At 72.2% G+C, this 21,445-nt stretch carries 19 protein-coding genes, 1 tRNA gene and 1 pseudogene; 12 read left to right on the forward strand and 9 right to left on the reverse strand.

Features of this window, described 5'->3' with window-relative positions; genetic code table 11:
- Nucleotides 1-7 precede the first annotated feature (7 nt).
- Nucleotides 8-517: an OsmC family protein gene (locus tag IEV65_RS01235; RefSeq protein WP_188427795.1), complete on the reverse strand. Its 510-nt coding sequence runs from the start codon at nt 515-517 to the stop codon at nt 8-10.
- A 101-nt stretch (nt 518-618) separates the two neighbouring features.
- Here IEV65_RS01235 and IEV65_RS01240 point away from each other — a divergent pair.
- Nucleotides 619-691 (forward strand) — tRNA-Arg (locus IEV65_RS01240).
- 17 nt (nt 692-708) lie between these two features.
- Here IEV65_RS01240 and IEV65_RS01245 read toward each other — a convergent pair.
- Both IEV65_RS01245 and IEV65_RS01250 read right to left on the reverse strand, forming a co-directional pair.
- A complete protein-coding gene (locus IEV65_RS01245) occupies nt 709-1,851 on the reverse strand; it encodes a tyrosine-type recombinase/integrase (protein WP_188427796.1) in 1,143 nt (380 codons plus the stop codon).
- Nucleotides 1,848-2,045, reverse strand: coding sequence for a helix-turn-helix domain-containing protein (locus tag IEV65_RS01250; protein ID WP_188427797.1), 198 nt, complete (start codon nt 2,043-2,045; stop codon nt 1,848-1,850). The genes IEV65_RS01245 and IEV65_RS01250 overlap by 4 nt, the downstream gene beginning before the upstream one ends.
- Nucleotides 2,046-2,350: 305 nt before the next feature.
- On the opposite strand from IEV65_RS01250, the gene mobF reads away from it, so the two are divergent.
- The 3 genes from mobF to IEV65_RS01265 all read left to right on the forward strand — a co-directional run bounded on the left by mobF (nt 2,351) and on the right by IEV65_RS01265 (nt 7,566).
- The gene (gene mobF / locus IEV65_RS01255) at nt 2,351-6,160 is read left to right on the forward strand and encodes a MobF family relaxase (RefSeq protein WP_188427798.1); all 3,810 of its coding nucleotides are present in this window, start codon (nt 2,351-2,353) and stop codon (nt 6,158-6,160) included.
- A gap of 476 nt (nt 6,161-6,636) precedes the next feature.
- Complete coding sequence (locus IEV65_RS01260; RefSeq protein WP_188427799.1) at nt 6,637-6,945, forward strand: matrixin family metalloprotease; 309 nt, start codon at nt 6,637-6,639, stop codon at nt 6,943-6,945.
- Between the two features lie 30 nt (nt 6,946-6,975).
- Nucleotides 6,976-7,566, forward strand: a complete 591-nt coding sequence (locus tag IEV65_RS01265) for a hypothetical protein (RefSeq protein ID WP_188427800.1) — start codon at nt 6,976-6,978, stop codon at nt 7,564-7,566.
- Nucleotides 7,567-7,649: 83 nt separating this feature from the next.
- Here the strand turns inward: IEV65_RS01265 and IEV65_RS01270 are convergent, their stop codons facing one another.
- Entirely contained in the window at nt 7,650-7,919 is a 270-nt protein-coding gene (locus tag IEV65_RS01270; protein ID WP_229734772.1) for a hypothetical protein, read from the reverse strand.
- A 5-nt stretch (nt 7,920-7,924) separates the two neighbouring features.
- The gene (locus IEV65_RS01275) at nt 7,925-8,155 is read right to left on the reverse strand and encodes a hypothetical protein (protein WP_188427801.1); all 231 of its coding nucleotides are present in this window, start codon (nt 8,153-8,155) and stop codon (nt 7,925-7,927) included.
- Between the two features lie 421 nt (nt 8,156-8,576).
- Here IEV65_RS01275 and IEV65_RS01280 point away from each other — a divergent pair, with 421 nt between their 5' ends.
- From IEV65_RS01280 to IEV65_RS01290, 3 genes are read left to right on the forward strand one after another with little or no spacing between them, the layout of a single operon-like run.
- Nucleotides 8,577-9,854 carry an MFS transporter gene (locus IEV65_RS01280; RefSeq protein WP_229734773.1) on the forward strand — a complete coding sequence of 426 codons (1,278 nt, stop codon included), beginning with the start codon at nt 8,577-8,579 and terminating at the stop codon, nt 9,852-9,854.
- Entirely contained in the window at nt 9,851-13,444 is a 3,594-nt protein-coding gene (locus tag IEV65_RS01285; RefSeq protein WP_188427803.1) for a PDDEXK-like endonuclease domain-containing protein, read from the forward strand. Before IEV65_RS01280 ends, IEV65_RS01285 begins: the two co-directional genes overlap by 4 nt.
- Entirely contained in the window at nt 13,441-13,725 is a 285-nt protein-coding gene (locus tag IEV65_RS01290; protein WP_188427804.1) for a hypothetical protein, read from the forward strand. The genes IEV65_RS01285 and IEV65_RS01290 overlap by 4 nt, the downstream gene beginning before the upstream one ends.
- A 195-nt stretch (nt 13,726-13,920) precedes the next feature.
- Here the strand turns inward: IEV65_RS01290 and mscL are convergent, their stop codons facing one another.
- The gene (gene mscL, locus IEV65_RS01295) at nt 13,921-14,322 is read right to left on the reverse strand and encodes a large conductance mechanosensitive channel protein MscL (protein WP_188427805.1); all 402 of its coding nucleotides are present in this window, start codon (nt 14,320-14,322) and stop codon (nt 13,921-13,923) included.
- A 168-nt stretch (nt 14,323-14,490) separates the two neighbouring features.
- On the reverse strand, nt 14,491-15,171 hold the full coding sequence (locus IEV65_RS01300; RefSeq protein WP_188427806.1) for an SAF domain-containing protein: 681 nt from the start codon (nt 15,169-15,171) through the stop codon (nt 14,491-14,493).
- 52 nt (nt 15,172-15,223) lie between these two features.
- Between IEV65_RS01300 and IEV65_RS15875 the strand changes: the two genes are divergently transcribed.
- Nucleotides 15,224-15,397: a hypothetical protein gene (locus IEV65_RS15875; protein WP_308642565.1), complete on the forward strand. Its 174-nt coding sequence runs from the start codon at nt 15,224-15,226 to the stop codon at nt 15,395-15,397.
- 14 nt (nt 15,398-15,411) lie between these two features.
- Here the strand turns inward: IEV65_RS15875 and IEV65_RS15880 are convergent.
- Nucleotides 15,412-15,552, reverse strand: a pseudogene (locus IEV65_RS15880) (FmdB family zinc ribbon protein); the annotation flags it as partial.
- A gap of 59 nt (nt 15,553-15,611) precedes the next feature.
- On the opposite strand from IEV65_RS15880, the gene IEV65_RS01310 reads away from it, so the two are divergent.
- A complete protein-coding gene (locus IEV65_RS01310; protein WP_188427808.1) occupies nt 15,612-18,305 on the forward strand; it encodes a penicillin acylase family protein in 2,694 nt (897 codons plus the stop codon).
- Nucleotides 18,306-18,311: 6 nt separating this feature from the next.
- Here IEV65_RS01310 and IEV65_RS01315 read toward each other — a convergent pair whose 3' ends face one another.
- Nucleotides 18,312-18,953 (reverse strand): 5-formyltetrahydrofolate cyclo-ligase, encoded by a 642-nt coding sequence (locus IEV65_RS01315; protein ID WP_188427809.1) that lies wholly within the window; start codon nt 18,951-18,953, stop codon nt 18,312-18,314.
- Between the two features lie 65 nt (nt 18,954-19,018).
- Here IEV65_RS01315 and IEV65_RS01320 point away from each other — a divergent pair, with 65 nt between their 5' ends.
- From IEV65_RS01320 to IEV65_RS01330, 3 genes are read left to right on the forward strand one after another with little or no spacing between them, the layout of a single operon-like run.
- Nucleotides 19,019-20,284, forward strand: a complete 1,266-nt coding sequence (locus IEV65_RS01320) for a molybdopterin molybdotransferase MoeA (protein ID WP_188427810.1) — start codon at nt 19,019-19,021, stop codon at nt 20,282-20,284.
- A complete protein-coding gene (moaC, locus tag IEV65_RS01325; protein WP_188427811.1) occupies nt 20,281-20,766 on the forward strand; it encodes a cyclic pyranopterin monophosphate synthase MoaC in 486 nt (161 codons plus the stop codon). Before IEV65_RS01320 ends, moaC begins: the two co-directional genes overlap by 4 nt.
- A complete protein-coding gene (locus IEV65_RS01330) occupies nt 20,763-21,392 on the forward strand; it encodes a GNAT family N-acetyltransferase (RefSeq protein WP_188427812.1) in 630 nt (209 codons plus the stop codon). The genes moaC and IEV65_RS01330 overlap by 4 nt, the downstream gene beginning before the upstream one ends.
- The last annotated feature ends 53 nt before the right edge of the window (nt 21,393-21,445 follow it).

The following is a 21,445-nucleotide window of genomic DNA, read 5'->3' on the forward strand; positions in this document are numbered from 1 at the left end:
TGCTCGCTCATATCTGCTCCAACCGCATACCCCTGGGGGGTATTCCTTCGGACGTGGCGACGAGGGTCTCGACCTCGTGCTCCACGGGGAAGTTCACCGACGAGGCGATGAAGCAGGCCCGGTTGGCCTCCTCGTGCAGCTGCGGCATGAGCCTGACGTGCGCCGCCTCCGTCACTGTCACCGTCGGGCGCAGCAGGACGCGGGTGAAACGCCCGCCGATCCCCTCCTGCTCCATCCAGCCCAGGGGCCGGTCCTGGTATGCCGTGACCGTCACCCCGTGCGTGACCGCGACGTGGAGCAGCGAGAGCAGGTGGCACTCGCTCAGCGCGGCCAGCAGGAGGACCTCGGGGTTCCACCGGGCCGCGTCGCCGCGGAACGGCCGGTCGGCGGAGAGCTCGAGGTCGGGCCGCCCCTCGCTGCGGGCCAGCACCCCCCTCCCGTAGTCGCGGTAGCCGGACGTCCCTGTCCCGGTGTTCCCGGTCCAGGTGACGGAGAGCTCGTAGGTGTGCGTCGCCATACCTCCACTCTCGCAGGGCAGAACTGCGGCTGCAGGTGTCCGCAGGAGCCGGCCCGGGGTCATGAGACGATGTTCCTTGCGTCCGGCGCCACGCCGGGCACGCCCTCGTAGCTCAGGGGATAGAGCACCGCTCTCCTAAAGCGGGTGTCGCAGGTTCGAATCCTGCCGGGGGCACTTTGTGTTTCTGCAGTTCAGATGCCTTCTCCCGTCTGCAGTGGCAGTGGTCGGCCTGAGGTTTGGCCCGGACTGGTGCCTGATTGGTGCCCGAAGGCGCGGTTGATCCGCTCGATGGCGGCCCGCTCGGCGTCGGTGCCCATGAGGTGCCCGTAGGTGTCCAGCGTCAGCTTCGTGGAGCTGTGACCGAGCCAGACCGCGATGGTCTTGATGTCCACGCCGGCCGCGATCCACAGGCTGGCAGCCGTGTGCCGGAGGTCGTGCGGCCGGCGGCCGTCGGTCGTCTCGTTCCACCGAACAGCGCGCCGCCAGTTCTGGGCGTGCAGGTATCCACCCTGGCTGGCCGGGAAGAGCAGCTCGTCGGGGCCCAGTCCCTCAACACGTGCCTTGACCAACGGAAGCGCCAGCGAGAGCAGCGGCACTATCCGGCTGCGCCCGCTCTTGGTGCTGGTGCGCTCGATCACCTTGCCGGTGCGCCCGGACTGAGGCAGCGACCTGGCGACGACGACCGCCGGGTAGGGAACGTTGGTGACGTCCCGGGCTCGAAGACCGCGCAGCTCGCCGAAGCGGAGCCCGGTCAGCCCGAGGAACAGCGTGACGTCCGCCTGGGCGCCTGCGTGCTGGCGCTGCTCCTCCACCACGGCCAGCAACTCGTCCATCGTGAAGGGCCTGAACTCCCCGCGGCGGCCGCCGGAGTCCGGGCGGGGCAGCCGGACCGCCGCCGCTGGGGAATCGCGGATGACCCGTGACCGCACGGCGTAGTCGAACAACCCTCGTAGGGTCGTCCGCACGCGTGCCGCCGTTCCCACCGACCGAGTGCTCGCGACCGTGCCCAGGAAGCGCTCGATGTGGACGCGGTTGACGGACCCGATGGGGCGATGCCCCAGCGCCGGCACGATGTGGACACGCAGGGCGCTCTCGTCGGACTCCCAGGCGCGGACCGAGACCTGGTCGCGCCTGGCCTCGAGGTAGGTCTTGGCCAGCTGGGCCACCGTGACCCGGCCGGCCGAGGGAGGCACGAAGTCGCCCATGAGGATGAGCTGCTTCTGCTCGCGCTCCCAGACCAGCGCGTCGGTGCGGCGCTCGAACGACCGGTCGGCGACGACGATGCCCCGGTGCTTGACCTGGACGCGGTAGCGCCTGCCCCGCTTCTGGATCACTCCGGCTCCTCACGCTGGGCCTCCAGCCAGTCGTTGAGGTCAGAGGGCGTGAAGAAGACCCGCCGCCAGATCCGGATGGCGGGGGCGAACCGGCGCTGGACCCGCAGGTAGTTCAAGGTGTTCGGGGAGATGTGGCACCAGCGAGCGGCCTCCTCGACGGTGAGGAGCTCGATGGGGCTGACGGTCTGAGACATGATCTTTCCTTCCGTTCACTCGTGATCAGCGAAGAACCGCTGTGTCCCCTAAAGCGTCGAGACCCACCCCAGGGACTCACGGTGCCTCTTCATTCAGTCACTTCTTCTCGTCCGACGCACGACCCTCCCCCAAGCCTGTGGACAGCCCCACCCGCCGACCCAGCGCGTCCCCGACCACCAAATCCGCACCTCTGACCGCGTCCCCGCCCCATAAGGATCTGCCGAGGCAGATCCAGGACACACCCGGTGCACTCGGTCGCCGTGGTGAGACCCTGGGCCTCGCTCGTCCGCTTTGTATAAGCGTGATGACGTTGCACAAGCTCGCCGCAGGGAGCGGGTACACGTACCTGACGAAGCAGGTCGCCGCTCACGATGCCACCGAGAGCCGGCAGGCCGGCCTCGCCTCCTACTACGAGGAGAAGGGCGAGGCGCCGGGTCGGTGGCTGGGCACCGGCCTCGCCGGGCTCGACCTCGCCGTCGGGGACGTGGTGACCGAGGAGCAGATGAAGCTGCTCTTCGGTCAGGGTCGCTACCCACGCTCCGACGAGCCCGGGGCGACCGCGAACGGGTGGGGCGCGCTGGGCCGGGCGTTCCCGACCTTCGACGCCACGACCCTGCGCCAGGTCACGGCCCGGGCCTTCAGCGAGCACAACACCTCACGGGGCCTGCCGTGGAACGCCTCCATCCCGGCGCAGGAGCGGGCAGCGATCCGCACCCGGGTCGCCCTGGAGGCGTTCGAGCAGCGCCACGGCCGCGCACCCGTGGACGAGGGCGAACTGACCAGGTTCATCGCCAGGGCGTCACGGCCGGCGCAGGTGCCGGTTGCAGGGTTCGACCTGACGTTCTCCCCGGTGAAGTCGGTCTCGGCCCTGTGGGCCCTCGCCACTCCGGAGGTCGCCCGGCAGGTGGAAGCCGCGCACCAGGACGCGGTCCGCGCCACGCTGGCGATGCTCGAGGCCGAGGTCGCGTACACCCGGGTCGGCAAGGGCGGCATCCGCCAGGTGCCCGTCACCGGCCTCATCGCAGCAGCCTTCGACCACCGCGACTCACGCACCGGCGACCCGGACCTGCACACCCACGTCGTCGTCTCCAACAAGGTCCAGTCCCTGCCCGAGGAGGGCGGCCGCTGGCTCACCCTCGACGGACGGATGCTCTTCAAGGCCAAGGTCATGGCCTCCGAGCACTACAACACCCACCTCGAAGCCGGGCTCGTCGACCGGCTCGACGTCCGCTTCAGCGAGCGTCCGTCACCGGAGGGCAAGCGGGCGGTGCGCGAGATCGACGGCATAGACCCGGCCCTGCTGGACGCGTGGTCGTCCCGTCGGCAGGCGATCGAGACCCGCCAGCGCGAGCTCGCCGCCACCTTCCGGGCCGACCACGGCCGGAATCCCACGACTGTCGAGTCGCTGGCGCTGGCGCAGCAGGCGAACCTGGAGACCCGCCCGGGCAAGCACGAACCCCGCTCGGAGGCCGAGCAACGCCAGACCTGGCGGGCGCAGGCCACCGCCGTCCTCTCCCCCGCGGGACGCAGCCCGGAGGAGATGGTCGCCAGTGCGGTGGGGGCGGGGTGGGGACGCACCCGGGAGCGTGGTGGAGACGTTCGTATTGCCGCAGGTCAGCGGGTGGAGACGCTCCAGGGACGCATACCTGCGCTCAGGGGTGGGGGCGTGCGCCCCCAGCTCCTCGCCGCCCGCGTCGTAAAGGTGCTGGAGGGGTCGCGGGCGACGTGGCAGGTGTGGCACGTGCGGGCCGAGACGCTGCGCCAGCTCCGCACCGCCCAGGTCCCCCTCGCCCGGATCGAAGAACACGCGCGTGAGGTCGAACGCTGGGTCCTGCACCGCTTCTCGGTGCCCGTCGGGGTGCCACCGGAGCTGGGTGAGCCGGAGGTGCTGCGCCGCCCGGACGGCCAGTCCGCCCACGTCGTTCACGGCAGCCAGGCCTACACCTCCCGGGCAATCCTGGCCGCCGAGGACGAGCTCCTCGCCCTGGGGTTGCGGCGCGACGGCCGCCAGGCAGACCCAGTCGTCGTGGAGGACGTGCTGGCCGCCCAGTCTGCGGACGGTCCGAGCCTAGACCGGTCGCAGACGGCGATGGTCCGCACCCTGGCCACGAGCGGGTGCCGGGTGCAGGTCGCCCTCGCCCCGGCCGGCGCCGGCAAGACCGCCGCCCTACGCGTCCTCGCCCGGGCCTGGGAGACCTCCGGCGGCACCGTCCTCGGATTGGCACCCACGGCGGTCGCGGCCGAGGAGCTCGGCCACGCCACCGGCATCCATGCCGACACCCTTGCCAAGTACCTCCACCAGACCACCGTCGCAGGTGCTTCACCGGGAACGAGCACGACGACTGCCGTAGGTGGAGCGATCGGCCCAGGGACGTTGGTGCTGATCGACGAGGCCGGGATGGCCGGCACCCGGAACCTCGCGGCCGTGGTCCGCCACGTGGTCGACGCCGGTGGCAGCGTGCGCCTGGTCGGGGACGACCAGCAGCTGGCCGCAGTCGCGGCCGGCGGGATCTTCCGGGACCTGGCTGAGCAGGGCTACGCGCACGGCACCACCGCCACGCTGACCGAGCTGCACCGGTTCACCGACCCCGCCGAAGGCACCGCCACCCTCGCGATCCGCGACGGCGACCCCACCGCGCTGGAGCACTACCTCGACCGAGACCGGGTCCACGCCGGCGACACCGGGGACGTGGTCGAGGCGGCGTACGCCGCCTGGGCGGCCGACCAGCAGGCCGGGCTGTCCAGCCTGCTGCTGGCCGCGACCCGCGACACCGTGCGCGAGCTGAACCAGCGCGCCCGGACCGACCGCCTCGACACCACTGGGCAGCCGCCTGGGCGCGAGGTGACCCTGAGCGACAGCACCCGCGCCAGCGCCGGGGACACCGTGATCACCCGCCGCAACGACCGCAGTCTGCGTACCGCCGACGGGTCCTGGGTCAAGAACGGTGACCGATGGCACGTCCTCGAAGTCCGCCCCGACGGTGCCGTCCTGGTCGAGGGCCACTCTGCCCGGCGCGAGAGCGAGCCGGGTCACGTCACCCTGCCGGCCGGGTACGTAGTCGAGCACGTGCAGCTGGGGTACGCCAGCACCATCCACGGCGCCCAGGGCGCGACCGTCGACACCACGCACACCGTCCTCGCCGGCTCCGAGTCGCGCCAGGCGTTGTACGTCGCGCTCTCCCGCGGGCGTCAGACCAACCACCTCTACCTCGCCACCCCTGCCGCCTCACTGGACGGTGTCGGGCCCGAGGTCCCGGACACCACGGTGGAGCCGCGTCAGATGCTCACCGACATCCTCGCCCGCGACGGCCGCGCCCCGTCCGCCACCACGGTCGAGCGCGGCGACGCCGCCCAGCTGCTACGACAGGCGGTGCTGGCCTACCAGGACGCCCTACCGGTCCTGGCCCAGCAGCACCTCGGACACGAGCGCATGGCGCACCTGGACGACGCACTCGAGCGGAGGATCCCCGGCCTCACCGAGCAGCCTGCCTACCCGCACCTGCGGGGCCAGCTCGCGCTGCGCTGGGTCGACGGCACACCACCGCAGCAGGTGGTGGAAGAGGCGACCTGGTACCGCGGCACCCAATCGCTCACCGAGGCCGACGACCCCGCCGCCGCCCTCGCCTGGCGGGTCGCGGGCTCCACCTCGCCGTCCCACCGGGACGCCCCCCTGCCCTGGCTACCGGATGTCCCACCGGCGCTCCGGCAGGACGCGGGCACGAGCGACTACCTCGACCGGCTCACCCAGCGGATCGACGACCTGGAGCAGCGCGTCGCCGACGAAGCCCGGCGGGCGGGCACCTCCGACCGGGTGCCCTGGCATCGCACACTCCCCCCGCACGTCGACGGCCAGCTCATCGGCGACCTCGCCATCTGGCGAGCCGCCCACGACATCCCACCCACGGAGCCGAACCCGACGGGGCCGCCGACCAGAGAACCCCAGGAAGCCAGGCACCAGTCCCGGCTCATCCGCCGACTGGCAGTACCGTCACCCGTCTCCTCTACGGCCACCGCAGACGCCGCCACCGAAAGGCTCCGAGCCAGTCAACGACGGGCAGAGCGTCAACGACTCCATGACGGCACTTCCCGCCACCTGCTTGGTCCGTCACGATGACCGTATCCACCACAAGAGTGCGGAAGGGCACGGTCGATACATCGCTGTAACGCCGAATACAGGACGGTGGCCGCTGACAGACCACATGTGCTACCGTAAGAAGCCTCTGCCGAGGGGCATGGGACAATATCAGACATTGCGATCGAGACGCCGCTCTTCGAGGCCGAAGAGTAATGATTGCGGTAGGTCATATGCTTCGGCACTGCGCGTTCCTCGAAGGAGTAGTTGTGGTCATTCGATGGCAAGGGGTAGCGATAGTCGGCAGCGTTGTAGCAGCCACCGTTATTCCGGCCGGGCCAGCCAGCGCCTGGGTAGATAGCAGGTGCGGTCTGTGGACTGCGACGGCGTCTTACCGTCACGCATCTGGGCTGTCAAGCGTTTACATCACGGCGAACGTTGACGCCAAGGGCCTGTGGAATAGCAACAGTGACGTCAATTTTGTACCAGCCGCCAGTGGTCAGACGGAGAAGGTTTACATGACGGCCTATAACGTGTGGAGCGCTGACTACGACGGTCTTTGGACTGCTGACGATTGCAACGCAAATGGACACTCCATCGGCACCGTGAACGTGATGTTGAATCGGGTATACACCGACTCATACTCGTCCAGCGGTAAGAAGCAGGTGATGGTGCACGAACTTGGCCACGCCATCGGCTTAGGTCACACCGGAAGTGCCTCGTGCTCTGGTCAACCGATTATGTATGGCTCAAGCGACCGATACTTCACCTGCGGGCATATTGCACCGCAAACCGACGACATTAACGGAGCCAACGCTCTTGTCTGAGATGAGAGAATGATGTCATGCTCAAGAATCGTGGCGGTGCCCATCGTACTCCTTACAGCACTGACCTCTGCATGTTCGACAACGAGCGAAGAAACTGTTTCGGAAGAGTGGGGTGCCACGCCGACGACCGTCCAACAGATCAATCCGAGATCCAGCGGGAGTCGTGCGTTCTATGTTGAGTCCATCGAGGAGTTGGCAGCGCGTGCCGATGTAATTGTTGTCGCCAGAATGGGGGACGATGTCATCGAGGAGCCCGCTGACGAGGAGGGGAAAAGCGGCCTGACCGCGCTGACGACGAGCGCTGATGTTGCCGAGTGGCTAAAGGGCGACGGTGCAGCTAATCTTCCCGTCACGCAACTGCCGTTGGGCGACATGGCTCATGAGATTTCGCGCCTCGATCCCGGCTTCACCTACGTGTTTTTCATGCATCAGAGACGTTTTGAGGGCTCCTCACGCTACATTCTCGTGGGAGGGGTCGGGGCGTACAGGTTTGAGCCTGACGGAAGTTTGGTGCGGTCGGACGAGTCTTCCCATGATACATTCCCGAACCGCTATGCCTCGCTAGAGGCGCTGAAGCAGGACTTGTCTGACGCGCCGGCAAGTTGGGTTGGGTCGCCCTAGTAACTATACCGCCCGCGAGCGACTGCCACCTTTGGCTTCAGTGGCTCCTAGGCCGAGGGGCGCCCTCCGGCGCGCTGTGCCAGTCAAGCGACCTTGCCGCCGTAGCGCTGGCGCGCCGCTTCACCGGTAGTCCCGACCAAGGAGCCGATCGCAGACCACGACAAGCCGGAATCACGGGCGGCGCGGACCGCCTCGAACAGGTGACGCTCGGCCTCTGACCGTTCGGCGACCGCGGTGCGCAGCATCGCGACCGCACCTGCGTCCAGCTCGTTGTCAGGGTTCGGCTCGTAAGACTCGAACCGTGCGGCCAGCTCATCGGCGTGGGCCAGGATCTCTTCAACGGTGCGCGGCATGTTCATCACCTCAGGAACTTCTCTCGGGCCACCATCGCGTGGACGATGACCTGGGTCTGGTCGCCATCGACGTAGCCGACCTCCAAGAAGATCGCCGCCTGGTTGGGGCCGACGATCATGGTGAACCCGTCGCCCAGGTCCCAGACCCGGACGGGGTTGCGGTAGGCGTGGAGGATGTCGTCTTCTCCGAGTCCGTGTTTGAGTGCGGACGGGGCGATGATCGGATCATCCGTCACTCTCCCAAGGTAACTTGCCTTAGGGTGCGGGTCAATGGGTCGGTCGCTCGCCGAGCACGCACTGACGGACTGGTGCCTCAGTGGTGCCCGGCGGGCCGCACGGCCCCGCCGGCAGTCACAATGGCGCACCACCGCAGCCCAGTAACCACGCGGAAATTGCCCGATGCCGTGCGGTCTTCTTCGACCCCGGTCGCCCTCCTAAAGCGGGTGTCGCGCGTTCGAATCGCGCCGAGGGCACCGATGTGCCGCGGCACCGGGACGGCACTGGTCACCCATCGGTCCGTGCCGTCGACACGCCGGTCCCGACCGGCCCGAGCGCGCACGTGCGCGCCGGAGCCGGTGTCGCTCGGCGTGTCACCGGGACCCACCCCCCGCGGGAGTCAGGCGCTGGGAGGCCGTCGCCGCTGCGAGAATGGGCCGGGTGACCCAGACCGACGCCCTCCAGCGCGAGGCTGACACCGTCCAGCGCCGCACCGTCCCGACGCTCATGGCCAGCCAGACCCTCGGCGGCATCGGGGTGGCGGCAGGCATCGCGGTGGGCGCCATCGTCGCCGCCGACGTCAGCGGCAGCGACGCGCTGTCCGGGCTGGCCACCACCACCCAGGTCCTCGGCGGCGCGCTGTTCACCATCCCCGTCGCCGCGCTCATGGCCCGGCACGGCCGCAGGGTCGGCCTCGTGACGGCATACCTCATCGGCACCGTGGGGGCGGCGCTGGCGATCACCGGCACCGCCACCGGCAGCTTCCTCGTGCTCCTGCTCGGCACCACCCTCTTCGGTGCCTCGACGACCGCCAACAGCCAGGCCAGGTATGCCGCCACCGACCTCTCCCCGGCCGCGCGCCGCGGGCGTCAGCTGAGCTGGGTGGTGTGGGCCGCCACGATCGGCTCGGTCCTCGGCCCCAACATGGTCGGGCCCGGCAAGAGCCTCGCGGCCGGGCTCGGCATCCCGCCGCTGGCCGGTGCCTGGGTCTTCTCGCTCGCCGGCTTCCTGCTCGCCGCGGCGGTTCTCCAGGTCGCCCTGCGCCCGGACCCGCTGCTCTTGGCGCGTCGGCTCCACGCCGCCGACGCCGCGGAGCAGGACGTCCCTGTCACCGCCCGCCGCGGTTCCGTCGGCGAGGGCCTGCGGCTCATCGTGCGCACCCCCTCCGCCCTGTGGGGGACGGTCGCCCTCACGGTCGGGCACGTCGTCATGGTCTCCGTCATGGTCATGACCCCGCTCCACATGAAGCACGGCCACGCCGAGATCGAGGTCATCGGCCTGGTCATCAGCCTGCACATCCTCGGCATGTACGGCCTCTCGCCCCTGACCGGCCAGCTCACCGACCGGATCGGCGCCCGGCGGGTGGTGCTCCTGGGCGTGGCCGTCCTCGTCCTGGCCTGCGGGCTCGCCGCCTTCTCCACCAGCGGTGAGTCGACGCTGCTGACCGCGGCGCTCGTCCTGCTCGGGCTCGGCTGGTCCTGCACCATGGTCGCGGGGTCCGGGACCATCGCGGGGTCCGTGCCGGTCGGCGAGCGCGCGGCGGTCCAGGGCGCGGCGGACCTCGTCATGGGTCTGTCGGCGGCCACGGCCGGTGCCCTCGCCGGCGTCGTCATGGACTTCCTCGGGTATGACGTGCTCGCCGCCCTCGCGGGGGCCGCCGCACTCGCCCTCGGCGCCTTCACGGTGACGCGAGGGTCAGTAGTTAGCCTGAAGGGGTGACCTCCCGCCGCCCTGCCCACGCGCCCGACCCCGCCCGGGTCGAGGCGGTCCAGAAGGCGCGCGCTCGCTGGCGTCACCAGGTCGCGGACCTCGGAGGGTCCAACACCCTGCTCTGGCACCGCACGTCGCTGACCGGCACCTTCGACCTCAACCTCGCCCACCCGGGCGGGGTGGCCAAGCTGCTGTCCGGCCGCCCGACGCTGCTCTCGGAGCTGGTCCGGGAGCACGTCGCGTTCCTGGACGCGGCGCGTCGGATCGGCGCCATCCGGGACAAGGTCGTCGAGCTGCGCACCGAGCACGGCGTCGAGACCGGCTACCTCGCGATCGGCCTGGCCACGTGGACCCTCCACCGCGTCCCCGTCCCGCCCCGGGCCCCGGTCCTGCTGCGTGGCTGCGCGATCCGGCCCGTCGACGCGGCCCACAGCGACTACGTCATCGAGCTGCACGAGGACGTCATCTTCAACCCGGTCCTCGAGCACTACCTGCGCAGCGAGGTGCACCTCGACCTCGACCCGGCGATGCTGGCCGGTCTGTCCGCGCAGAGCCACGGGTTCGACCCCCGGCTGACCTACCAGGCGCTGGAGGACATCTGCCGGGAGATGACCGGCTTCGGGATCGGTCCGCAGATGGTCGTCGGCACCTTCCCGACCGCCAAGCTGCCCCTCGTCACCGCCTACACCGGCGACGTGCAGCGCCTGGCCGCGCACGACGTGGTCGCCGCCCTCGCCGGCGCGGACGTGTCGGTGACCTCCGAGGGGCCGGACGCCGAGCGCGCCGAGGACCCGGAGCGCGAGCTCTCGGCGCTCGACGCCGACCATGCGCAGCGGCTCGTCCTCGACGAGGTGGTCGCCGGCGCCAGCGTCGTCGTCGACACCCCGTCCGGCACCGGCGCCACCCAGACCATCGCCAACATCGTCGTCGCCTCCTTGTCCGAGGGACGCACCGTCCTGGTCTCCGCGGAGGAGCGAGGTGCGCTGGAGGCGGTGCGTCGCCGCCTCGACCACGTCGGCCTCGGCGACCTGTGCCTGCACCTGGCGGAGGACCCTGCGTCCGGGCGCGCCGCCCTCGACGCGGTCCGGCACGCCCTGGACCACCTGCCCGGGGAGGCCGAGCCGGAGATCGGGCCCGACCCGCTGCCGGCCCGGGCCGAGGCGCTCGCCCTGCTGCGGCGCGAGCACGAGGTGCTCCACCACGAGCACGCCCCGTGGGGGCTCTCGCTGGCCACCGTCGAGGACGACCTCGCGCACCTCGCAGCGCTGGACAGCCCGCCCGCCTCGCGCGTCCGTCTGCCCTTCGACGTCCTGCGCACCCTCCGCGAGGAGGAGCTGTCCGAGGCCACCGACGCCCTCATCGAGGCGGCGGCTGCGGGTGCGTGGGCGCGCGGCCGCGGCGAGGACCCCTGGTATGGCGCTCGCCTCACCTCGGCCGACGACGCCCGCCGCGCCCAGGAGGTCGTCGCCCGCATGGTCACGGGGGCGCTGCCCGCGGCCCGCGAGCTGGTCGACCGCCTCTGCCGCGACGCGGGGATGCCACCGCCCGCCAACCTGCGCCAGTGGGGCGAGCGGCTCGCGCTCGTCGCGCGGGCCAGCGAGACCCTCGACGTCTTCGCACCGGGCATCTACGACGCGCCGCTCGACGACATGGTGGCGGCCACCGCCGCGCGCGAGGAGGTGGCCGAGCGACCGGGCGCAGTGACCCGTGCCCGCCTGCGCCGCCAGGTGCGGTCGCTGCTGCGACCCGGCACCCCGCCGCCCGACCTGCCCCAGCGGGTCCGGCTCGCCCGGGACGAGCGCGACGCCTGGGAGGAGGTCGCCGGCAAGGCGGCCCGCCCCGCGGCGCCCGAGGGCTGGGAGGAGGCGCTCGCGGCATACACGCCGGTCGGGGAGGACCTGGCCTGGCTCGGGAGCGTGCTCGAGGGGACGGCCGCGGGCAAGGACCTGCAGACGGTGCACCTGGACACCGTCCTCGAGCGGCTGGTCATGCTCGACGCCCGCGTCGACCGGGCGTCGGTCGCGGCGACGGCGCACCCGCTCCTGCACCCCCTGCGCGAGCGCGGGCTCGGTGAGCTGGTCGACGACCTGGCACGGCGCGGCATCGTCGCCGACCGCGTGGGGCCGGAGGTGCGCTTCGTGCACCGGTCCTCGGTGCTGAGCCAGCTCCGCTCCGACGGCGTGCCCCAGCAGCTGGAGGTCGAGGCGGTGCGCGAGGCCGAGCGCACCTTCCGTCGGGCGGACCGCGCGCACCTGCGGCGCAACGCGGCCCGCGCCCGACGCGCCGTGCTTCGCCGCCTCGGTCGCACGCTCGCCGCGCAGCCCTCGCAGGTCACGGCCTGGCAGCGCGCCATGGAAGGCACCCGCACGGGCGCCGTCGACGTCCGCGACGTGATCAGCCGTGCGCCCGATGTCGTGCTCGCCGCGCAGCCGGTGCTGCTCGTCTCGCCGCTGGTGGTCCCCTCGGTGCTGCCCCCGGACATGATGCTCGACGTCGTGGTGGTCGACCGTGCCGGTCGGACGGCCACCTCGCGGACCGTCCCCACGCTGGCGCACGGGCGCCAGGTCGTCGTGGTCGGTGACGGCGGCGGCGCCGGGCCGTCGTCCTTCTCCGTCGTCGCGGACCCGCGGGTGGAGAAGGAGCGTGAGCCGTTCGAGGGCACCTCGCTCCTGGAGGACGCCGCCGCGGTGCTGCCGGTCCGCCACCTGAAGACGCACTACCGCGCTCTCGACCAGGGGCTGGTCGCCCCGCTCGCCCCGGTCATGCCCGTGCCGGTCCACAGCTTCCCCGGGGTATGGCGCTCGCCCGCCGTCGTCGAGCACGTGGTCCGGGGCGGGGCGCAGGAGCTGGTGTCGGCCGCGGTGTCCCTCGCCCTGGAGCACGCGCGGCAGGACGCGGACGCGAGCCTGCTCCTGCTCGCCGACGACGAGATCGTCGAGGACCTCACGATCGCGGTCCGCGCAGCGGCTGCCGAGGGGCACGAGGACGCTGCGGTCCTGGCCGGGGTGGCTCAGGACGGGGAGACGACCCTTGAGCCGCTCGTCGTCCGCCCGGTCGGCCGGATCGCCGGCGAGGTGCGGGACCGGGTCGTCTGGCTGACCGGCTCGCACGCGGCCGCCGACGCACGGGGCGCGGGCTCGGTGCTGGCCTCGGCCCGGCGCTCGGTCGACGTGGTCACCCCCGAACGCGTCGAGCACTGGCCCCATGGCCCCGGCCGCGACGTGGTGCGCCAGGCGGTGGACTTCGACGCGCAGCCGGGACGGGGCAGCCGGTCGGCCGTGCTGGCCGAGCTGGTGCGCCGGCTCCGCGCCGAGGACCTCGACGTCATGGAGGGGCTGGGCCACGGGCCGCACGCGGTCGACATCGCGGTGTCCGAGAAGGGCAGCCCTCGGTGGACGGTCGCGGTGGACGGCGACATGCACCGGGGCGGCCCCGAGCCCGCGCCGGGACGCGACGGGCTGCGGCTGCGGCACGACCAGCTGGCCCGGCTGGGCTGGGTCCCGCTGCGGGTCCGCAGCACCGACGTCTTCACCGATCCCGCCAAGGAGGTCGCGCGGGTCCTCCAGGCGCTCCGCGACGGAGAGCAGCGCGCCCGGTGAGCGTGGACGAGGACCCGGCGAGTCACGTGGCGGCGAACCACGTGGCGGCGGACGAGCAGGCGGCGGACGAGAGGGTGGCGGACGAGAAGGTGGCCACGAGCCGGCCGGTGCCCCCTCGTCGCGCGCGCCGGCGTCACCGCCGGGTCATGGCGCCCCCGACCAATCCCGACGCGGACGGCTCCGACGACCTCGTCCGCCAGCGCGACCAGCCCGGCGCCGGCGAGCGGGAGGACCCCCGCGACGCGTGGATCCGCGCTCAACGCCCTCCTCACTGGGACTGACCGGGCCAGGGCGTCCCTCGGGCCTCTCGCGACCGGACTCTGTGCTGTGAGCCAGATGCATCCGACTCACAGCCCAGAAGCCGGTCGTGAGTCGGGTGCGGGATGCTCAGCGCAGCGGGCGGCCCAGGCGCGCGGGAAGGCCCCGGCACGCGATGCGTGCCGGGGCCTTCCGGTTGTTCAGGTGTGTCGCGTCGCTCAGACGTCGCGACGGACCGCGAGCAGGTCGCGGATCTCGCGGAGGGTGGCCACCTCGTCGGAGACGACCTCCTCGTCCTCGATGCCCAGACGAGCCTTGCGGCGCTCGTTGTACTTGTTCATCGGCAGGACGAGCACGAAGTAGACGACCGCGGCGGTGATCAGGAACACGATGAGCGCGTTGATGATCGCGGCCAGGTCGATGTAGGTGTTGTCCTTGCCCGCCAGGATGTGGAAGCCCAGGCCCGACGCCTGCGCGCCCCCGGCGGCGTTGAGCAGCGGGGTCACCAGGGAGCTGACGATGACCTTCACCACCTCGGCGAAGGCGGCGCCGACGACGACCGCGACCGCGAGGTCGATGACGTTGCCGCGCATGATGAAGTCCTTGAAGCCCTTGAGCATGGTGGCCTCTCCTTTCTGGTCCGGGCAGGCCTTGTCGTCCCTGCCTGCCCGGGTCGTGTGGATTCGGCCCCAGCTCTGGCTCGGGCCGTCGAGCACTTTAGGGGATGGTGCGGGGCGCTCGCAAGATTTTGCAGAGACGTCCGGGCCGTCGGCGGGCCGCGGAAGGGCTCAGTTCCGCAGGCTGACCAGCAACGACCCGCCGGCCGGGTCGGCACCTCGAGCGGCAGCCAGCGCGCCCGCGCCGTCGTCCGTCACGGCGAGCCACAGGCCCCCGTCCTCGCCGGCGTGCACAGCCAGGACGAGCGCGTCCTCGACGACCCGGGACCCGTCCACGGGTGAGCGGACGTCCACCCGGTCGCCGCCGCGCAGGGCCGCCAGCAGGGGTGGCTCGGGCACCGGCAGGAAGACGCCCCGCGTCCCGCCCGGCTGGTCGGTCAGCAGCGAGGACCCACCTAGGTCGCTCGCGGTCACGACCTCGCCCGGCACCAGCACCGAGCTGGCCGCGCGCCCGCTCGCCGAGCCCACGTCACGGACCGCTCCCTCCGGTATGGCGTCACGCGCCAGGTGCCGCACCTCCAGCAGCGCGGGGGTCAGGGTGGTGCCCACGGCCACCGGGCCGACGGCCACGACCACGGGTTCGGTCCCGGGGGCTGGCCGGGCCAGTGCCAGCCGACCGACGGCCAGGACCGCCGCGGCCGCGAGGACGGCGGCGACAAGCCGGCGCACCGTCGGCCCGGCCGTCCGGCCCTGACGCGGACGCCGCGCCCGGGCTGTCGGCGAGGACGGTCGGGCAGCGGGGACCCGGCGCGTCGGCGACGCGGAGGCGGGGGAGGAAGGAAAGAGGGGCACACCGCGACGCTAGGCGCGCGGCGGCATACCGTCAGCGGCTCAGGCGGAGGCTGTGGACGACGTCGAGCTCGAGGACCCGGATGTGGACGACGAGCCCGAGGACGACGAGCCGGACGACGAGGAGGAGGCCGTGGTCGAGCTGGAGGAGGTGTCCTTCGCCGCCGAGGAGGTCGTGGCGGGGACCGTGCTGGCGGAGGTCCCGGAGCCCCGGGAGTCGGTGCGGTAGAAGCCGGAACCCTTGAAGACCACACCCACGGCGCTGAACACCTTGCGCAGGGTGCCGCCGCAGCTGGGACACGTCGTCAGCGCGTCGTCGGAGAACGCCTGCTGGATGTCGAAGGCGTGTCCACAGTCCTTGCAGGCATACGAGTAGGTCGGCACGGGGGTCGATTCTACGTGGCGTCCCGACCGGCGAACACATCGTCGCCTAGGCTGGCTGCGTGTCTCGACCCCTGTGGCAGCGCGCGGCTGTCCCCCTGGCGGCCCTCCTCGTGGTGATTGTCGTCGCCGGGGCGGTGCTCGGGGTCGGGCTTGCGCGTCGTTCGTTCCCGAAGACCGGCGGCACGCTGGAGCTCGCGGGGCTGGACGGCGGGGTCGAGGTGCTGCGCGACGCGCTCGGGGTGCCGCACATCTATGCCGACACCCCCGAGGACCTCTTCCGTGCCCAGGGCTTCGTCAGCGCCCAGGAACGCTTCTTCCAGATGGACCTGCGCCGGCACATCACCGCCGGACGGCTGAGCGAGCTGGTGGGGGAGGGCGGCGTGGCGACCGACAGGGTCATCCGCACGCTCGGCTGGCGCCGCGTCGCCGAGCAGGAGCTGCCGCTGCTCAGCCCCACCGCACGCTCCTACCTGCAGGCCTACAGCGCCGGCGTCAACGCCTACATCGAGCAGCAGGGCAGCCCGTCCTCGATGGCCCTGGAGTATGTCGTGCTCGCCACCTCCGCCCCCGGTTACCAGGTCGAGCCATGGGACGAGGTCGACTCGCTGGCGTGGCTCAAGGCGATGGCCTGGGACCTGCGGGACAACTACGACGACGAGCTCGCCCGCGGCCGCCTGGTCGGCTCCGTGCCGCTGACGCAGCTGAACACCCTCTACCCTGACTACCCCTACGAGGAGCACCCGCCGATCGTCGGCGTGGACGAGTGGTCACCGCCGGCGAACGGCGAGACGGCCCCGGGCGACGGCCGCGGCGGCACCAGCGGTCCGGTCGACGGCGAGCCCGGCGGACCGTCGGACCCCGCCGACGCGGCGCGGCTCGGGCCGCCCGGCCCGCCCGCACCCCCCGCGGGCAGCCCGACCCAGAGCTGGATGGCGGCGCCGGCGGTCGACGACGCGCTGGCCGGCGCGCAGGCCGCGCTCGCCGCGGTCCCCGAGCTGGTCGGGCGAGGCGAGGGCATCGGCTCCAACTCCTGGGTCGTCTCCGGTGAGCACACGGCGAGCGGCAAGCCGATCCTGGCCAACGACCCGCACCTGTCCGGCAGCCAGCCAGGAGTCTTCATGCAGACCGGGCTGCACTGCCGCCAGCTGTCCCAGGACTGCCCCTTCGACGTCAGCGGCTTCAGCTTCGCCGGCTTCCCGGGCATCATCATCGGGCACAACACCCAGATCGCCTGGGGCTTCACCAACATGGCCCCAGATGTGACCGACTTCTACCTGGAGGACGTGCGCCAGGACCGCGTCATGCGCGAGGGTCAGTACGTCCCGATGGAGGTGCGCACCGAGACCATCAAGGTGGCCGGCGGTGACGACGTCCAGCTGACGGTCCGCGAGACCGTGCACGGCCCGATCGTCTCCGACGTGCTCCCGGAGGTGGCCGACCTCGGGACCGACGCCCCGCAGGGCGGGGTGCAGACCTCCCAGGACTTCGCGGTCTCGCTCGCCTGGACGGCGCTGGAGCCGCACCCGACGGCCGAGGCCGTGTTCGCCATGAACGCCGCCACCGGCTGGGAGGACTTCCGTGACGCGGCGCGTCTGTTCGCCGTGCCCGCGCAGAACCTCGTCTACGCCGACACCTCCGGCACGATCGGCTACCAGGCGCCGGGGGTGGTCCCGGTCCGTCGGTCGGCCACCCACGGCACGCCGCCGGGCTTCTACCCGGCACCCGGCTGGGACCCGGCCTACGACTGGACCGGCTACGTCGACTTCGAGGACCTGCCCCACACCGTCGACCCGCCGGACGGCATCATCGTCGCCGCCAACCAGGCCGTCCTCCGGGGCAACCGTCCTTTCCTGACCACCGAGAACGACAAGGGCTACCGCTCGGCCCGCATCGGCGAGCTCCTCCAGGAGCACCTCGCCCAGGGTCCGCTGACCGTGGAGACCATGCAGCAGATCCAGCTCGACGACCACAACAGCTTCGCGGAGACGCTGCTGCCCTACCTGCTCGACGCCCAGCTCGAGGGGGAGTTCTACACCGAGCCGCGCGACCTCCTGCGAGCCTGGGACCTCACCAACCCGGCCGAGGGCGAGCAGGCCGCGGCGGCGGCCTACTACAACGCCATCTACGACCGCCTGCTCGGCATGGTCTTCGACGACGAGCTCCCGCCCGGCCTCGGCGCCACCGGCAACGCCCGCTCGATGCTGCTCGTCAGCCAGCTGCTGGACGACCCCGACAACCCCTGGTGGGACAACAAGGGCACGCCCGGCGTCGTGGAGACCCGCGACGTGGTGATCCGCACCGCCATGATCGACGCCCGGCACGACCTCACGAGCAGGCTCGGCAAGGACCCCCGGGGCTGGGAGTGGGGCGAGCTGCACACCGTGGCGCTGGAGCACTCGGTGCTCTCGGGCGACGAGGTGCCGGGCGTGGTCCGCTCGATCTTCAGCCAGAAGCCGGCGCCGGTCTCCGGCAGCACCGCGATGGTCAACGCCATGAACTGGGACGCCACCACGGCCGACTACACGGTCGTCACCGCGCCGGCCTTCCGGATGGTGGTCGACCTCGCCGATCTCGACGCCTCGACGTGGGTCAACCAGACCGGCGTCAGCGGTCACCCCTTCCACCCCGCGTGGGACGACCAGACGGCGGCCTGGGTCGCGGGCGAGACCTATCCCTGGCCCTCCAGCCGCGAGGCGGTCCTGGAGGCCGCGGAGGACACCCTCACGCTGACACCGGCCTCCTCGACCCCCTGAGGCTCGTCACGCCTCCGGTATGCCGACGGGCACCTCGCGCACGCCCGTCGCCGGTCGCAGCACGGCGGTGACGACGGCGTCGTGCCCGTCCGCCGGCACCGCCTGCACGACCTCGTGGTCGTGCAGGCAGATCACCACCGGCGGGTCGCCCGCGAGCGGCCGGACCCGGGGCAGCGTGGAGTCGTAGTAGCCGCCGCCCTGCCCGAGCCGCACGCCCTCGCGGGAGATCGCGAGCCCGGGGACGAAGAACACGTCCACGTCGGCCAGTGCGGCCTCGCCCAGTCGGCGGCGCTCCGGGTCGGCCAGGTCGACCCAGTCCAGGTCCGGCTTGGCCAGCGTCACCGGCACCAGCACCCGGACCCCCGCCTCCCGCAGGGCGGTCGTGAGCCCGTCCACCGGCGGCTCGGTCCGCATCGGCTCGAAGGCTGTCACGCACATCCCGGACACGTCGTCGCGGCCCTGCGCTGCGGCATACCCGCGGAGGAAGGCGAGCCCCTCCCGGGCGAGCGCGTCCGCGGCGGCCGCCCGGCCCTCCTCGCCCCAGCCGTCGACGAGGGAGCGGCGGGCGGCGCGCACGAGCGCGCGCCAGGTGACCTTGTCGGCGACGACGTCTCCGGTCGGCTCATAGGTGGGCAGGGTGACGTCCATCGCGCCATTGTGGCGCGGGCGGGACCGCGCTGCCGGGCGGGGTGGGCCGCCGTAGGGTTGGGCCCATGATCAGCGTTGAGGAGCACCTCGAGAGCATCCTGCGGCAGGTCGGGCGCGTGGGGACGGTCCGCCTGCCGGTGCCGCGCGCGCACGGGCTCGTCACGGCGGCCGACGTCGTGAGCCGGGCCGACCTGCCGCGCTTCGACAACTCCTCCATGGACGGGTATGCCGTCCGCCGGGCCGACCTGGCGGGCGTCACCTCCGAGCAGGTCCGGCTGCTGCCGGTGGCCGGCGACATCGCCGCCGGCGAGGGGGAGCCGCGCACGCTCGAGCCGGGCACGGTCTGGCGGATCATGACCGGTGCCCCGGTGCCCGCGGGCGCCGACGCGGTCGTGCGGGTGGAGGACACCGACGGGCACCCGCGCGAGGCGCAGTTCCGGGTGGAGCCGGAGGAGGGGGCCAACATCCGACGGGCCGGGGAGGACCTGCGGGTCGGTGACGTGGTGGTGCCTGCGGGGACGCGGCTCGGCCCGGCGCAGATCGCCGCCGCGATCTCGGCCGGCGTCCAGGAGGTCGAGGTCGTCGGGCCGGTGCGGGTCGTCATCCTCTCCACCGGTGACGAGCTGGTGCCCTTCGGGGGAGGCGAGGTCGGGCCGGGCCAGATCATCGACTCCAACGGGCCGATGCTGGAGGCTCTCGTGCGCGAGGCCGGCTGCTACCCGGTGCACGTCGGCCACCTGCCCGACGACGAGGCGCTCACCCGCAAGGAGGTCCGGCGCCACCTCGACCACGCCGACGCGATCATCACGACGGGCGGGGTGAGCAAGGGCGCCTACGACATCGTCAAGAAGGTGCTCACCGGCGAGGGCTCGATGGAGTTCACCGAGGTGGCGATGCAGCCGGGCAAGCCGCAGGGCTTCGGCGTGCTGGGCAGGCGCAAGGTCCCGGTCTTCACGCTGCCGGGCAACCCGGTGAGCTCGCTGGTCAGCTTCGAGGTGTTCGTGCGACCTGCCCTGGAGGAGCGTGCCGGTCGGCGCGCCGGCGGGTCCACCGCGACCGGGCTGGCCACCGTCGGGTGGCGCACCGCGTCCGGACGCCGCACCTTCACCCGGGTCCGGCTGGAGCGGGACCCTGCCGGCGGGTATGCCGTCTCCCCGGCGGGCGGTGCCGGCTCCCACCTGCTCGGCGGGCTGTCGATGGCGGACGCGCTCGCGGTCTCGCCGGAGGACGCCGAGGACGTGCTGCCCGGCGCCGAGGTCGAGCTCCTGCTGCTGAGGCCCAAGAGCGAGATCGACGCGCGCCTCGCGGCGACGGGCGGGAGCGACGCGTGAGCGACGCCCCCGACGGGCTGACGCACCTGCGTGCGGACGGCACCGCGCACATGGTGGACGTGACGGCCAAGGAGGTCACGGTCCGCACCGCCACGGCCGAGGGTCTGGTGCTGCTGTCCGAGGCCGCAGTCGCCGCGCTGCGCGGCGGCACGGTGCCCAAGGGCGACGCGCTCGGGGTGGCCCGGGTCGCGGCGATCCAGGCCGCCAAGCGGACCCCCGACCTCGTCCCGCTCTGCCACCCGATCGCGATCCACGCCGTCGAGGTCGACCTGGAGGTCCTGGACCAGGGGGTGCGGATCACCGCCCTGGTGCGCACCGCCGACCGCACGGGCGTGGAGATGGAGGCGCTGACCTGCGTCAGCGTCGGGGCACTCGCTCTCATCGACATGGTCAAGGCGGTCGACAAGCTCGCCACGATCACCGACGTGCGGGTCACGGCCAAGTCGGGCGGGCGGTCGGGCGACTGGACCCGTCCCGCGTGAGCTGGCGCTGGCCGGTCACCCTGACGGCGACCCTGCCGGACGGTCGGGAGCTGCGGCTGCGCCCGCTCGAGCGTTCGGACCGGGCGGCGTGGGAGGCGCTGCGCTCCCGCAACGCGGCCTGGCTCGAGCCGTGGGAGTCCCGAGCGCCGGGTGAGCGCCCGACGCCGCTGCCGTTCGGGAAGCTGCGGCGGGGCTACGACCGCGGTGCCCGGCTGGGGGCGGTGCTGCCGTTCGTGATCGACGTCGACGGCCGCCTGGTCGGCGTCATGCACCTGTTCGACGTCCTGTGGGGGGCCCGCCGCACGGCGTCGGCCGGCTACTGGCTCGACGAGCAGGCCACGGGCCACGGCTACGCCACCTGGGCCCTGGCGCTGCTCGTCGACCACGCCCTGCTCGAGGCGGGTCTGCACCGCGTCGAGATCGGGATCCGCCCGGAGAACACCGCCAGCCTCGCGGTCGTCGCGCGCCTCGGCGTGCCTGAGGAGGGCGTCGGGCGGGGGCTCATGCACGTGCAGGGGGCGTGGCGCGACCACCGGTGCTTCGCCGTGGTCGCGGAGGACCTCGCGCCTGGAGGGTGTGCCGCGGGCGGGTTCGTCGAGCGGCTGCGCCGACGGCATACCACCTGAGCCACCCCAGTCACACGAGAAACTTCAGCGACACTCCGCCCGCCTCACGCGTT

The sequence above is a fragment of the Ornithinimicrobium tianjinense genome (assembly GCF_014636495.1).
Taxonomy (GTDB): domain Bacteria; phylum Actinomycetota; class Actinomycetes; order Actinomycetales; family Dermatophilaceae; genus Ornithinicoccus; species Ornithinicoccus tianjinensis.